This window comes from Methanothermobacter thermautotrophicus (assembly GCF_014889545.1).
GTDB lineage: Archaea > Methanobacteriota > Methanobacteria > Methanobacteriales > Methanothermobacteraceae > Methanothermobacter > Methanothermobacter thermautotrophicus_A.
Map to the genome: position 1 here is coordinate 214,026 of NZ_QKOF01000006.1, position 14,925 is coordinate 228,950.

Here is a 14,925-nt window from a genome sequence, read left to right on the forward strand (position 1 = left end):
AACTCTTAAGGTCTTAATAAAGCTCCTGGGCCCCACCACAGCATGGCTGGACTACTTAACGCAATATTTATCTATTGGGACCCACAAAGACATATTACAATACACGTTTGGAGGGGAATCAATGGATAAAAGCACAAGGATACTGACTAACATTATACTTTTGTCGGTTTTCTTCTCCCTTATAGGGGCAAATGTAGCGTATGATAATTCTTCAGAAGTAACTAGGATTTATGGAACAGTTTTTGACTGTAAAGGTAATGGCACCATTTCAGGAGCCAATGTAACAGCATATAATTCTAACTTTTCAGCATCCAATCTAACAGATGCAGATGGTAATTATGTTCTTCATGTGCCTGAAGATCTGAATTTAAGCGTGGTTGTAAAGTTCCCGGGACACCTTGAATCTTTTAAATCCATAAAAACCGGTAAAGATACAATTAACATGAATTTTACCCTTGGCCAGCCAGCTGTGACCATAACAGCGCCCTTAGAGGCATTCATAAATGAGAACTTTCAGGTAAGCCTTACCTTTGATAACAATGCCACAACACCCGGATTTGGACCGATAGTTGAGCTCATATTACCCCCCGAGATAAGCTTCGTCAATGCAAATTACATGGGCTTCCCTGTGAATGTGGTTGATGCAGGAATATTCCCCTCCTCAGGAGAACTTTTAAACCCCCTCACAAGAAACACCACCACAGGAAACCCAGGCTATCGCCTGATAATCATCGAGTACCCCTTCGGAAGCTTTGCCCCTGACCAGCCACCAGCAACCATAACAGCAAACATGAAAATGGCGCTGAATGCAAGCCTCGGCACCCCATTAAATATAACGGCGAGACCCATATTCAGGTTCGGCAATAACCCCCTCGACGACCCATCAACTGATCCCCCTGTATACGGTGAGACTCAGCAGGCGAGCATAAAACCCACCGTCCTTAAAGTGAATAAAAGGGCCATACTTCATGAGGATGAGACAGCCACCGGTCCTAATTATCCCTTTGACTTTGTAATAGATGTTGATGTGGCAGATGGCGCCACACTGCAGAACCTGACAATAACAGATTACCTGCCGGCTAATCTGCAGTTCATGGCGCTGATCGATAATGCGGGTGGTCAGAACATCAACCTGCCATCCACTGCAATACCCGGAGGAAACATTACAATAGCTTTCACTTCAGTAACCGGTGCACTGGGCACTGATAGAACAATAAAGTACCGGGTATATGCTCCAGAATTCGATAATAACACATTAAGTGTCCTTGATCCCAATACGGGCTCTCATGTGAACGCCACCAATAATGTACAGGGAAAAGGATCCTATAACGGTACGGATGTATCATCAGCATCTAATTATACGGTTTACCTCAAATCACTTGCAATACAGAAATCAGTAACCGACCTAAACGGGGGTTATATACGTCCATCAGATATTCTCCAGTACATTATTAACTTCCAGTTATCAGATTACTTCCAGATAAAGGACATAATAATAAACGATACCGTTGGAGACGGACAGTCCTTCCTCGAAGGCTTCACACCGATACTTGTCATAACAGAAGCAGGTAACACCCTGAACATACCATTTGACCCGGAGAATTATCATGTGTATCACGATAATGCCACAGGAAAGTGGATAATAGTATTCAGGGTTTCAGATCAGCTGGTAAACTCTGGATTGTCCGGTAACCTTACAGGCGGACTATATACCAACAGGAGCAGTAACCGGGGCGCCACAACAGGTTCAATAACATTCAGGACGGTAATTGACATAGCATATGAGGACCCCTCAAATTATCCGCCAGGCCATCCTAACCTCAAATCAGGGGATTCCACATCCAACAGTGTGGATGTTGAGGCCAAACTAACCCACAATGATCACAGGGTGGCTGATGGCAGCGGGGCAGGTGTCACCATAAACCTGCCAACAATCCGTAAGGAAATCTACGCAATAAATGGTGACATGGGTATAACTCCGCCATATCCTGTAAGGCCAGGGGATAATGTAACATTTTCACTAAGGGTAAGTGTACCAACAACAAACCTCTGTAACTTCACAGTATCTGATTTCCTCCCGGTACCCTTCTTCAGGGCTGATCAGGTAACTACAAGTATATCTCAGGGAGACACCCCGCCCGGTGCAGGGGAATGGAGAATAGCATCCGATGATACCTTATCAGCTTACCTCGGCAGATTACCTGATATAGAAGTAGACACATCAAACAACATGATCCGATTTAAATACGGGTCATTTAACAGTACGGACCAGACTGAACGGATAGTCCATATCCTGTTCACCGTAACAGCTACAGACGAACCCTTTGCAGATGAGTTATACTTAACAAATCAGATGTCTGTTGTTTATTATAACAGCTCCTGCGAATCATTTTCAGATACCGCGATACAGCAGATTTTAACCCAGGAGCCAGAACTCACACTCGATAAGAGGGTCAACGGCACCACTGGGTCAGGAACCATAGATCCAAAGGGGGATCTTACAGGTGCAGATGCAGGGGACATCATAACATATAATATAATAATAGAGAACACAGGGCACTGGAACGCATATAACTTAACGGTGAGGGACAACCTGCCCCCCAAATTAACTTATCCAGTACTTATTAGTGTAATGGACGCTGATGGAAACCCTGTGGCCTATACCGGCGACCTTTTCACGACAGGAATAGTAATAGGCATGATTCCTGGCGGGGATAACGCTCCAGGCGGTAATGACACAATAATAATAAAATATACGGCGAGGATCTCTGCCGATGCAAATCCAAGGGAGGCCCTTATCAACACGGCCAGAATCACATACTACGCGTCGACACCTGGAGGCCCAAATTTTGTTTCTGACCAGTCACTATATGAGGATAATGCGACCGTAATCATAGCGTCCCCAGAGGTAAGGAAGGATCTGATTTCAAGCACTGAACCCGGGACATCTGGCAGCAACCTCACCATCGGTGAGCAGGGGACCTTCGAGGTCACCATAAAACTTCCTGAGGGTGAGATCAGTAACCTTACGGTAACTGAAATATTACCCCCTGGTCTGAGATATGATGGGTACCAGGTAGACACAGCTGGATTCAATGGTACCTTACCCCCCTTAGCTGTGACCATAAATGGTAATAACATAACCTTCCTGTTCAATGGCACAACAACAGTATTCACAGATAACAATAACAGTACAGATTCATTCAGGATCAATATTAATTTAACAGTTGAAAACAGTTCTTTAAATCCGCACATCCCAAAAATATCAAGAACAAATAATGTAAAACTTGACTGGTATGGAAATTCTGGTTCCCCTCTAACCAGCACTTATGATTTCAGTATACTGCAGCCACTGCTCAACATCACAAAGACAGTAACACCAAATCCTGCAAGGGGAAGACAGACAGTTACTGTACGTTTCAATGTTACCAATAATGGTCTATCACCAGCATATAACATAACAGTTAGTGATGTTCTTAACTCAACTGTATTCAACCTGTCAACAGTAAATGCGGTTACAACACCAGCAGGTTTCACATACAGCTACAGTAACGGTACAGTTGAATACAGAGGCGGCACAATAAATGCCAATCAAACGGTTATCTTCGAATTCAGTGTAGTGCTAAATGATAATATCCGATCAAATTCAACATTCCCCAACATCGTAAATTTAACATATGATTCATTAGACCCATCAACAACACCAGATGCAGATAAAAGGGTCTATAATACATATGCCACAACAACATTAAGAACAGTTGCACCAGCCATATCAAAGACTGTTAATGCAACATCAGAACCTGACTCCACAGGGAACAACGTGATCATAGGGGAAGTCGTAACCTACAGGATTGATATAACAATCCCCGCAGGTGTAACAGCTGATGTGACAGTAAGGGACCCCATAGATGCAAGGTACATTGAATACATAACAGGAAGATCACTCATAAGCAGAAGCAGTGGAAACATAACTTCAGATGTATTCACATTCACCCAGGCAGGACTGGGAAACTTTGAGAGCATAACAGAAACCGGGACAAACCCGCTGCTTTTCTACCTTGGAAATATCACAAACAACAATCCAACAGGTTCAAATGAGACAATAAGGCTCTTAATACAGGTTGTAGTTAAAAATAACGGCAACAACACTGCAGGAAGAACTATATCAAATACGGCCTACCTTGATTACAGGAACGATGCCGGAACTAATCTAAACACATCATCAACAGCCCCGGGTCTTACAGTGAGACTACCCTCCCTCTACGTTAACAAGACAAGCAACCAGACAGTAGTAGATGGTGGCGGATCAGTAAAATTCACCCTCACAATAGGTAACACCGCAGGGTCAAACGTAGCTCCACTTTATGATTTAAATGTCACAGACCTTCTGGATCCATGGTTCACGAACATAAGGGACATCACAGTAACAAAGAGTAACCCCTCAATAAACGTGACCTACAACCTGACAGGTAACAATTTAACGGCCTACATTGACCGTCTTCTCCAGGGGCAGAGTGTCAACATAACATTAACGGCAGACCTGCGGGAAGACACCATATTCGGTTCAAACATACCTAACACCCTGGAGGTCAGGGCTACAAGTCTCCCTGGACCCCAAGGAACCAATGACACCACTCCAGGATATCCAGGAACCGTAACCGGTGAAAGAACAGGGGAAGGTGGAATAAACAACCTAAGGGCGACATCAACCATAACAATAAACTCAACACCCCCTTCCATAAACAAATTATTCCTTGATAACTCGAGCCTTAAGGAAAGCCCAATAGGAAACACCCTGACACATAAGATGGTAATATGGATCCCCAAAGGTAGAACAGGGAACCTTACAGTCATGGATATGATACCTACTGGTTTAGAGGCATCAAACTTCACCTACCTCATTGATCCATCCGTCCAGGCACAGTACCCCGACCCCACACCTGTCAGAGCAGGAAACACCTGGACAATAAACTTCGGAGAAGTTAACGCAACAGTAGCCGGGACCATCACCATATATTATAATATAACGGTACTGAACATCACACAGAACATAAATAATGTAATACTTGTAAACAATGCAACCGTGACATACTACAATGGTACAGAGACCATAACAAGTCCATCCTCATCATCATCCGTAAAAATAGTGGAGCCAAAACTGGACATCCAGAAAACCGGAACCGCCAACCTTAACCTGGGGGAAACATGCACATGGATCATCAGGATAGGACACAATGCAACAAGCACATCAAATGCCTATGATATTACAGTTGAGGATATTATACCCTCTGGAATGAGTTATGCTGAAACAGTGTCAATTCCACCCGGATGGAGTCTGGTAATACAGCCAGATAGGGTAATATACAGGGGCTCTGCAATCAACCTTGGAGATAACGCCACCATAATCTTCACGACCATTGTCGCTAATGACACATCCCTCGCAGGAAGAAACCTCACAAACAGAGTAAATATTAGCTACACATCACTTCCCGGTGAAATAGCCGGGGAAAGGATCTACACCGGAACAGCAGTTGCCAACACCCACATACTTGGAACAGACCTCGAAATCAGAAAGAATGCAACCAGACAATCACCAAATTATGGTGAAACCATAACATACACTGTCCTGGTGAGGAATAATGGTCCTGACAGTGCAGTGAACGTCGTGGTGGAGGATAAACTACCCGCAGGAGTTGAATATCTGAGCCACACAACCTCAAGGGGAATATATGACCAGAATGCAGGGTTATGGAGTATAGGAAGCCTTAACCCATACGAGATGGTCACTCTGAACATAACGGTCCGCATCAACGCAACAGGGACTATAATAAATTATGCAAATGTTACAAGCAACACAGCAGACACGAACACCACAAACAACAATAACTCATTCGCACTGGAAATACCAAAGGCATCTGACCTGGCAGTTATAAAAACAGTTGACAGGTCAAGCCCCTACAATGGTGAAACCATAACATACACTGTCCTGGTGAGGAATAATGGTCCTGACAGTGCAGTGAACGTCGTGGTGGAGGACAGGCTACCTCATGGTCTTCTATTACAGTCCGTCACAGCCTCAAGGGGAACCTATAATTCGACAAGTGGTGTCTGGAGTGTTGGTGCTCTCAGCTACCTGGAAAATGCAACGCTGACAATAGTGGCAAGGGTTGTCTCAGATGGACTGATAACAAACGCTGCAAATGCAACATCAGAAAACTATGACCCTGCCCTGGAAAATAATAACGCGACAATTTATATAAACTCAATACCATCAGCTGACCTGAGGGTATTAAAGACGGTTAACAACTCAACACCCCTCTTTGGGGATTCAGTAACCTTCACGATAACAGTTGAGAACCTGGGACCAAGCAATGCGACAGGCGTAACCGTATCTGATGCACTTTCCCCAGGTCTTATTTACATTACCCATAACGCATCAAGGGGAACCTATAATTCGACAAGTGGTGTCTGGAGTGTTGGTGCTCTCAGCTACCTGGAAAATGCAACGCTGACAATAGTGGCAAGGGTTGTCTCAGATGGACTGATAACAAACGCTGCAAATGCAACATCAGAAAACTATGACCCTGCCCTGGAAAATAATAACGCGACAATTTATATAAACTCAATACCATCAGCTGACCTGAGGGTATTAAAGACGGTTAACAACTCAACACCCCTCTTTGGGGATTCAGTAACCTTCACGATAACAGTTGAGAACCTGGGACCAAGCAATGCGACAGGCGTAACCGTATCTGATGCACTTTCCCCAGGTCTTATTTACATTACCCATAACGCATCAAGGGGAACCTATAATTCGACAAGTGGTGTCTGGAGTGTTGGTGCTCTCAGCTACCTGGAAAATGCAACGCTGACAATAGTGGCAAGGGTTAATCAGACAGGAACCCTTTTCAACCTTGCAAATGTAAACGGAATGCAACACGACCCACAACCAGATAATAACAATGCAATAATAACTCTGAATTCACTCCCATCAACCGACCTTGCCATTACAAAGGTTGCCGATAAAAACAGGCTATACAATGGGGAATACCTCAACTTTACAATAACAGTGATAAATAATGGTCCGAACACGGCCACCTCTGTAAAAGTCTTTGATATAATACCCGCAGGTTTCTCCATTATATCCACTACATCCACCCAGGGGACATACAACGAATCAAATGGAACATGGTATATAGGTGCACTGGGAGTGGGTGAAAGCGCAACCCTAAGAATCTCAGTTAAGGCAATAAATGCAGGTTCATTTATAAATACGGCTGATGTATCAGGTGCTGAAACAGATACCGACATGTCAAATAACAGGGACAGTGCATCCATCTTAGTGGATCCTGCGGCGGATCTTGGAATTGTGAAGGTGGTTAATCAGACAACTGTCGACTACTTGGATACTGTTAAGTTCACCTTAACCGTAAGGAATCTTGGGCCTGACAATGCAACAGGAGTTAATGTGACGGATCAGCTGCCAAGTGGCCTGGAACTTTTAGGTTACTCTGCTTCGCAGGGAACATACGATAATGGGGTCTGGAGCGTCGGAGACCTTGCAAGTGGTGCCATAGCAACCCTTGACATCATAGCAAGGGTCACTGGAAGCAATGTCACCATAGTGAATGTGGCGAATGTTTCAAGCAGTACGCATGATCAGGATGTGGCGAATAACGTGGCTAATGTGACAATAAATGTTCCAGCTGCAGCAGATCTTGCCATAAACAAGACAGCTAATCAGACAACTGTCGACTACTTGGATACTGTTAAGTTCACCTTAACCGTAAGGAATCTTGGGCCTGACAATGCAACAGGAGTTAATGTGACGGATCAGCTGCCAAGTGGCCTGGAACTTTTAGGTTACTCTGCTTCGCAGGGAACATACGATAATGGGGTCTGGAGCGTCGGAGACCTTGCAAGTGGTGCCATAGCAACCCTTGACATCATAGCAAGGGTCACTGGAAGCAATGTCACCATAGTGAATGTGGCGAATGTTTCAAGCAGTACGCATGATCAGGATTCCTCTAACAATGTGGCTAATGTGACTTTGAAAGTTAATCCACGGGCCGAGCTTAACATAACTAAGAAGGCTGATAGGAGGGCCGTGCGTGTTGGACAGAACGTTAAATTCACATTAACAGTGATAAACAGTGGCCCTGACACTGCACTCAACACGACAGTCGTTGACAGGCTACCCGATTCAATGAGGTATGTTTCATCCAGTGCTACGGTTGGTTCATACAACCCGGTAACCGGCGTCTGGATGATAGGTGACCTGCCAGCGGGTTCAACAGCGGTCCTTGAAATAGTGGCCCAGATGATAAGGCGCGGCACATTCATCAACGTGGCAACGGTGAGCTCAGGCTCATCAAGCACAGGTAACAACACAACAGAGGTCGAAATTGAGGTCACAGAACCCTCACCGGGTCCAGGACCTTCACCAGGCAAGGTGCCGATGAAACCAACAGGAGCACCACTGGCTTTGCTGGTGTTGGGAATACTCCTTGTTGCAGCAGGATACTTTAAAAGAAATGGATAGGGGGTTTATACCCCATTCAAATTTTTTTAAGTTCAAATTTTTCCTTTTCAGTCTTTGACAGAACCTTTTCCATGTTCTGAGGGGACATACCTTCCATTACCCTCAAACACTTCCCCATCTCTCATGACAACCCTGCCCCTGACGATGGTCATGACTGGTGTGCCTGTGTAACTGAAACCCTCAAAGGGGGTGTAGTGGGCCTTACTATAGAACTCATCTGACCTGATCCTGCCAGTTCCTTTAAGATCAACTATGGTAAAATCGGCATCCATGCCCTCACTTATCCTCCCCTTGGACCTCAAACCGAAGATTCTTGCAGGCTCCTCTGCAAGCATCCTTCGTATGGTGGAAAGGGACATCCTCCCCTCGGAGACGAGGGTGAGCAACAGTTTAAGTACAACCTCAAGGTTGGGGATCCCTGGCGGCGCGTCCCAGACACCCTTCCTCTTTTCCTCGATACCGTGGGGGGCATGATCGGTTCCGATGGCATTGATCCTATCAAGGAATTCAGGATAAACCCGGCTCTCAGGCGGCCTCAGGGGCGGATTTGTTTTCACCATTGTCCCAAATCTTCTAAAGGCCCCTGAATCAAGCAGAAGGTGGTGTGGTGTGACCTCACATGTCACGTACTCCCTGAAGGGTTCAACAAGCTGAAGGGCCTTCACTGTGCTCAGATGACAGATGTGCACAGGGTGTTCATGGTGAATGGATAATGCCAGAACCTCGGCCACAGAGACCTCCTCTGCAAGGGGAGGTCTTGCAAGGGCATAGGCGGAGGGATCACTCCTATCCTTTAACTCCTTCATGGATTCCATGATCACATCCCTGTTCTCGCAGTGCACGGTGACCGGCACCGGGGATGATAGATTCTTAAGCTCTCTGAAGAGCCCGTCAACTGCACTGATCCCTGTGAGGTCCATGAATACCTTGAAGGAGGCCGGCATGAACTTGAGGATATCTTTCACGTCTGAAACACTTCTGAAACCGGCGTGTAGCCCAAAATCAACAGCACTCTTCCTTTCACCAATCCTTATCTTCCTCTGGAATTCAGCAGCATTATCTGTCGGGGGAACCGTGTTTGGCATTTCAAGGACTGTGGCAAAGCCTCCATGGGCAGCCGCCATTGAACCAGTCCTGAAGTCCTCCTTGTACTTCAGTCCAGGGTCCCTGAAATGCACGTGGGAGTCGATGAGTCCTGGGAGCACGAAGTAGCCCTTCAGGTCAATCCTCTCTGAAGCATCAATCCTTCCACGGGATATCTGCACTATCTTCCCATCATCCACCCCTATATTCACGGTGAGGTCCCTGTTAACCCTGCAGTTCTCAAGTGAAAGATCAAACATTCCGACACCATCCATTCATCTAGAAGTAACCTTATTTATCTCCCAGCAAGATTAATATTATGCCATCGGAATCCTTTCTGAGGAACATCATGGAAAGGGACATTCAGATAATTAAGAACGACGCGGAGGCACTGCCTGAGTACGGTGACCACGCTACTGAACCTGAAATCATAGCAGACTTTACAGAGTATTCTCCCTTCCACATGGGACACAGGCACTGCATGATGGAGGCAAAGAGGAGGGTGCCTGGAGGAATCTTCGTTGCAGTGATACCCGGCCCCCTTGAACGTAACGGGAGGGGTTTGCCCTACATAATGACCAGGGAGGCGAGGGCAGCAATAGCCATACGTGCAGGTGCAGACATAGCCGTAGAAGGTCCACCCATGGGTGTTATGGGGTCAGGACAGTACTCACTGTGCCTTGCAGGGATGTTCAGGGCCCTGGACGCCGACTGGATACCCAGGGGCTACCGGCCCACACCAGGATTTGATGAGGTGTTAAGGAGGATAAATGGGGGGCACAGGGTTGTCCCGAGGCCCCACAGGATCGTGGACCTTGAGACAGGAGAAACAGTCATGGAGGGTCCCCTCGAGGAGGACAACTATGTCATCACATCACTCTCAAGGGCCATGGGTAAGACTGGTTTTGACTTCAGGGGGAAGTTCATATTCGTGGAGAGGATAGGTGGTGTGAGCGGTACCGAGATACGGAGGGCGGTCTCTGATGGGGACCTTCAGAGGGTATCGGGCATGTTACCCGAGGAGACCCTTGAAGTCCTCAGGGAAGAGATTGAAGCTGGAAGGGCACCCCTCCATGAGATGCGCCTTGAGGATGAGATAATCAGAAACGCCAGTGAAACCGGCCTGGACGAACTAATGGACCTTAACCTCATCGATGAGGTCACAGCATCCGCCATCATCAGGGGAAGACCCTACACGACACTCAGGGAGGTTGAGGAGGCCATACCATCATCCTTCAGCAGACACCACAGGCAGCGCATACTCTCTGTCCTTGAGGCAAAGATTCATAAGGGACCGGTCCATAAATATATAGAAAATTATCCATCAGTAATTCGAATTCTTGGATTTAAGGATAAACAGATCCTGAAAGAATTTAAAGATAGAATACCACACAGGAGGCTAGAGATATGGCAGTGAATAAAGGAGACTTTATAAAAATAGAGTTCACAGGTAAGGTCAAGGAGACCGGTGAGGTCTTTGACACAACATACGAGGAGGTTGCCAGGGAAGCAGGGCTCGGCATAAAGAAGATATTCGGCCCCATACCCGTTGTTGTTGGCGGCGGACACCTCATAAAGGGACTCGATGAGGCTGTAATCGGAATGGAGGAAGGCGAGGAGAAACACGTTGAGATTGAACCCGAGGATGCCTTCGGTAACAGGGACCCCAAACTTGTCCAGCTCATACCAATGGGCGAGTTCAAAAGGCAGGGCATAAAGCCATACCCTGGAATGACACTCACAGTTGAGGGACATGAGGGCAGGGTCCTCAACGTTTCAGGCGGCCGTGTGAGGGTCGACTTCAACCATGAACTGGCAGGGAAAACCCTTGAATACGATTTAAAGGTTAAGGAGATAATCACCGATGATGCTGAAAAGGTGAAGAGCATGATCCAGCTCCACTACCCCTCCCAGAACATGGACATAGACAAGACAGAGGTTAAAATAGAGGACGGGAAGGTTATAATACATATGGATGAGATGACCCGCTTCGATAACAGGTCCTACATGGACGTGACCCTTGCAAGGTTCAGGATAGCCCGTGACATCTGGGAGAACATCGAGGGTGTTGAGAAGGTCGAATTCGCAGATGTCTTCGAAAAGAGGGACATGGAACCCGAGGAAGAGGAAGATGTTGAGGATGCGGGGGAGGAGTAATTCCCTCATACCTCTAATCTGTTTTTGACCTACTCAGAGTCACCAACTTTATTATATTTCCACAAACATGACTCAATACATGGATCCAGAAGGAGATGCACTTAGGATAGCACTCTACTATGCCTCTTCAGCATAATCTGGATTCTATCCTCTGATTATCTGATTTTTCAACCCCTCATTTATTGCGGATATCTCGATTATCAAGGGTTCACTCTTCATAATTTTAACGTCTTTACTTCTCTACTTTCTCCTCAGGTTATACCTCAGATCCCTCACTGATAAGGAGAGGGCACTGAGGATCAGCGAGCATAAGTTCCGCTCACTCTTCATGGAACTCCCTGTGGGAGTGGTCCTCATGGACACCTCTGGCAGAATACTTGAATCCAACCCTGCCATGGGGCGGGTCCATGGTGATTCCCTGGATGCCATGCTGATTGGTGATATCCACCCGGACCTCGAACCAGGCCCTGACAGGGAATTCGTGGTAAGGATGGAGGGAAGGTGGCTCCGTGTGGTCATCGCCAGAATCGAGGGCGGATTCCTTGGAATCTTCGAGGACCTCACCGATATAAAGAATTCAGAGGAGGCCCCTTGAGGCCAACAGAACGCTCCTTGCAGAACTCCATCACTGTGTCAAGAATAACCTGCAGGTAATATCCAGTCTGATAAACATCCAGTCCTCCAAAATGAGCCGGGAGCACGCTGAGATCATGAGGAGTCTTCAGCTGAGGATAAAGTCCATTGCAGTGATCCATGAGATGCTTCTATCCAGCCCCGATTCCAGCAGTATCAGCTTCGCGTCCCATGTCTCAGGCCTCACAGGCTACCTCCGTGACATGTATCAATCAGCCGCTGAATTTGAGGTTGATGTGCCTGATGTGGAATTCAATATTGAGACTGCCGCCCCCTGGGCTTCATAGTGGGCGAACTTGTATCCAACAGCCTCAGGCATGCCTTTACCGATGGTGGAACCATCAAAATTCCCTTGAGGCCCTTGATGATGGATTCCTCCTGGTGGTGGCTGATAATGGGAGGGGGCTCCCTGATAATTTCAGCATTGAAGAATCAGGGGGTATCGGGCTTGAGCTTGTTAAGAATCTGGTGGGCCAGCTGGAGGGGAGTATTGACTACCACTCAAATGACTGGACAACCTTTACGGTTGAGTTCAGGGAGCTTAAGTATCCGGAGAGGCTTGAGGGTATGGTTTGAGACTTTTCTGACTCCTATTCCAGTGGTTTTAGATGTTACCTGATAGGAATCTTATTATCCTTTCAGGGTCATTCATGAGTATCCTCATGACGTTCTCAGCGCTGCCATAGTATGGTGCAAGGTATACCGTGTAGATCAGGTAGGATACCACTGCAAGGACAGCGAGGATTATGAGGAGGGCTATGAGGATTTTAGCCCCCAGACCCATCCCCTTCCCTTTCACGGTTTCTCCAGATCTTTCCTGGAACAGTTTATCTGCGCAGCTCTGGCAGTAATTCCTGCCGGCAAGTTTAAGGCGGCACTCCTCGCAGAGTATCCTCCCGCAGATTATACATGAGGCCACACCCTCACGTTCAGGGTGCTTATCGCAGTTCAATGGATCACCCTCCTTCACTCCTGGCGTGGCCAGGTTATGATTCTGGGGTTCTCAACTCCTTCAACACGTTCCCCTATGAATTCTGGCCAGTTATCTGTTTCAAAGCCCTTCTGGGCCAGGAAACCGTATATCCACCTGGAAAGTCCTATCCCGGTACATCCGGTCCAGATGTTATGGTTACGGGCCTCCCTTATTGAGAATCCCTCAATGAAGTGTGTACCATGGACGTTGGCAGATACAACTGCAACCCCCTTCTCCCGGCCAGGGAGTGAGAGCCTCATCTCATACTTTGGAACATCAGGGAACTCTATCCCCCTCTCCTCAACCTTCCGGCCCTCCAGGTAGAAGGGGTCATCACCCACCTCTGTGTACCATTCGAGTTCCAGTTCATCGGCGGCATCATGTGATAGTTCAACTGTCCTATCACGGATATCCTCTGTCTCTCCTGGTTCGGCGAGCCATACAAGCTCTATCCTCTGGAATTCATGGACCCTGTCAAGGCCCTTGGCACCCCCTGCCTCCCACCTGTAGGTCCAGCCGCTTCTGTCAAAGAACTTTATTGGGAGGTCATCAGCACCCACGACCTCATGTGAGAGGAACTGGTAGAAGGGTTCGCACTGGGCAGGGGCTATAACATAACCGGGGTCCTTTATTCCCCTCTTAAGCAGATCCATGGGCACTTCCCTGTTTATGATGAGCTCATTTTTGAACTCCTCAAAGGTCTCAGGGTCCCTGCTCGGGGCGCTGCAGTAGTACATACCCTCAGGAAGGCCCTCAAGGTATCTCATCCGATTCATGATGTCGAGGGGTATGAGTTTGGGGAAGAGGCACTCAACAAATCCCAGGGGCTTCACAATCCTTTCAATGAGGAAGTCCTCCAGTGCCCGGTGGAGGGCGGTTATCTTTGGACCGTAGAACCACTGCCCCCTTCCAGGGAACTTCTTAACCCACCCAAGGCGCATGGCCTCCTCTGTGGGGTCACCATCAAAGAGGAACTCCCTCTTTTTGCTTCTTGCGATTATCTCACCAGGTGTTGCCCTTGTCACCTGGACGGTGAGGTCCTCTGATGATTCAACAAGGGTCCTGGCGTGCTTCACCACACGGTCAACAACGTGTTTTCTCAGGTCTGATTCATCGAGTGGCTGGAATTTAACTCTTATGGTGCCATCTGAGACTTTAGCGTCCTCCACGAAGGGCAGTTCAGCCAGTCCAGGTATCTCTGATACCCCTGGGGCCTCCATTTCCATGGTGTAATCGGTGACTGATATCCCCCTAACACCCACCCTGTACCTTGGCCCGAGCAGCTGCCCAAGGGGTTTCTTGAGCCTGAGGAGGCCATCATGGGCCCTGACCCGTCTACCTGATTCCATCTCAATGTGTAGGGTGTCACCTTCAAGTTTCCAGGATTTTATATGGGTTGCTTCATGTTCCTGGCCCTCCGGAACTCCCCTGCGCAGGATGTCTGTTTCTGCTTCATTGAAGAATTTCTCCAGCTCATCTTCTATACCCTGAACATCTTTACTGAGTTTTATTATTCCCTTGAGTTTGAATTTCATCT

General features: G+C 47.2%; 9 protein-coding genes. 6 read left to right on the plus strand and 3 right to left on the minus strand.

Going from position 1 to position 14,925, the window contains the following annotated elements; genetic code table 11:
* The first annotated feature begins 442 nt into the window (after positions 1-442).
* Positions 443-8,542, plus strand: coding sequence for a DUF11 domain-containing protein (locus tag DNK57_RS05565; protein WP_192962034.1), 8,100 nt, complete (start codon positions 443-445; stop codon positions 8,540-8,542).
* A 47-nt stretch (positions 8,543-8,589) separates the two neighbouring features.
* On the opposite strand, the gene pyrC is transcribed toward DNK57_RS05565, so the two are convergent.
* Complete coding sequence (gene pyrC / locus DNK57_RS05570; protein ID WP_192962035.1) at positions 8,590-9,885, minus strand: dihydroorotase; 1,296 nt, start codon at positions 9,883-9,885, stop codon at positions 8,590-8,592.
* A gap of 59 nt (positions 9,886-9,944) precedes the next feature.
* Between pyrC and DNK57_RS05575 the strand changes: the two genes are divergently transcribed.
* The 5 genes from DNK57_RS05575 to DNK57_RS09110 all read left to right on the plus strand — a co-directional run bounded on the left by DNK57_RS05575 (position 9,945) and on the right by DNK57_RS09110 (position 12,991).
* Complete coding sequence (locus DNK57_RS05575) at positions 9,945-11,042, plus strand: nucleotidyltransferase family protein (protein WP_048175700.1); 1,098 nt, start codon at positions 9,945-9,947, stop codon at positions 11,040-11,042.
* A complete protein-coding gene (locus tag DNK57_RS05580; RefSeq protein WP_048175699.1) occupies positions 11,033-11,782 on the plus strand; it encodes a peptidylprolyl isomerase in 750 nt (249 codons plus the stop codon). The genes DNK57_RS05575 and DNK57_RS05580 overlap by 10 nt, the downstream gene beginning before the upstream one ends.
* Positions 11,783-12,110: 328 nt before the next feature.
* Positions 12,111-12,377 (plus strand): PAS domain-containing protein, encoded by a 267-nt coding sequence (locus DNK57_RS09100; RefSeq protein WP_264291557.1) that lies wholly within the window; start codon positions 12,111-12,113, stop codon positions 12,375-12,377.
* Between the two features lie 76 nt (positions 12,378-12,453).
* A complete protein-coding gene (locus DNK57_RS09105; protein ID WP_320056881.1) occupies positions 12,454-12,702 on the plus strand; it encodes a histidine kinase dimerization/phosphoacceptor domain -containing protein in 249 nt (82 codons plus the stop codon).
* A 94-nt stretch (positions 12,703-12,796) separates the two neighbouring features.
* Entirely contained in the window at positions 12,797-12,991 is a 195-nt protein-coding gene (locus DNK57_RS09110) for a sensor histidine kinase (protein WP_052457365.1), read from the plus strand.
* Positions 12,992-13,019: 28 nt separating this feature from the next.
* Here the strand turns inward: DNK57_RS09110 and DNK57_RS05590 are convergent, their stop codons facing one another.
* Positions 13,020-13,367: a B-box zinc finger protein gene (locus DNK57_RS05590; RefSeq protein WP_048175698.1), complete on the minus strand. Its 348-nt coding sequence runs from the start codon at positions 13,365-13,367 to the stop codon at positions 13,020-13,022.
* 14 nt (positions 13,368-13,381) lie between these two features.
* Entirely contained in the window at positions 13,382-14,923 is a 1,542-nt protein-coding gene (gene serS / locus DNK57_RS05595; RefSeq protein ID WP_192962307.1) for a serine--tRNA ligase, read from the minus strand.
* Positions 14,924-14,925: the final 2 nt, after the last annotated feature.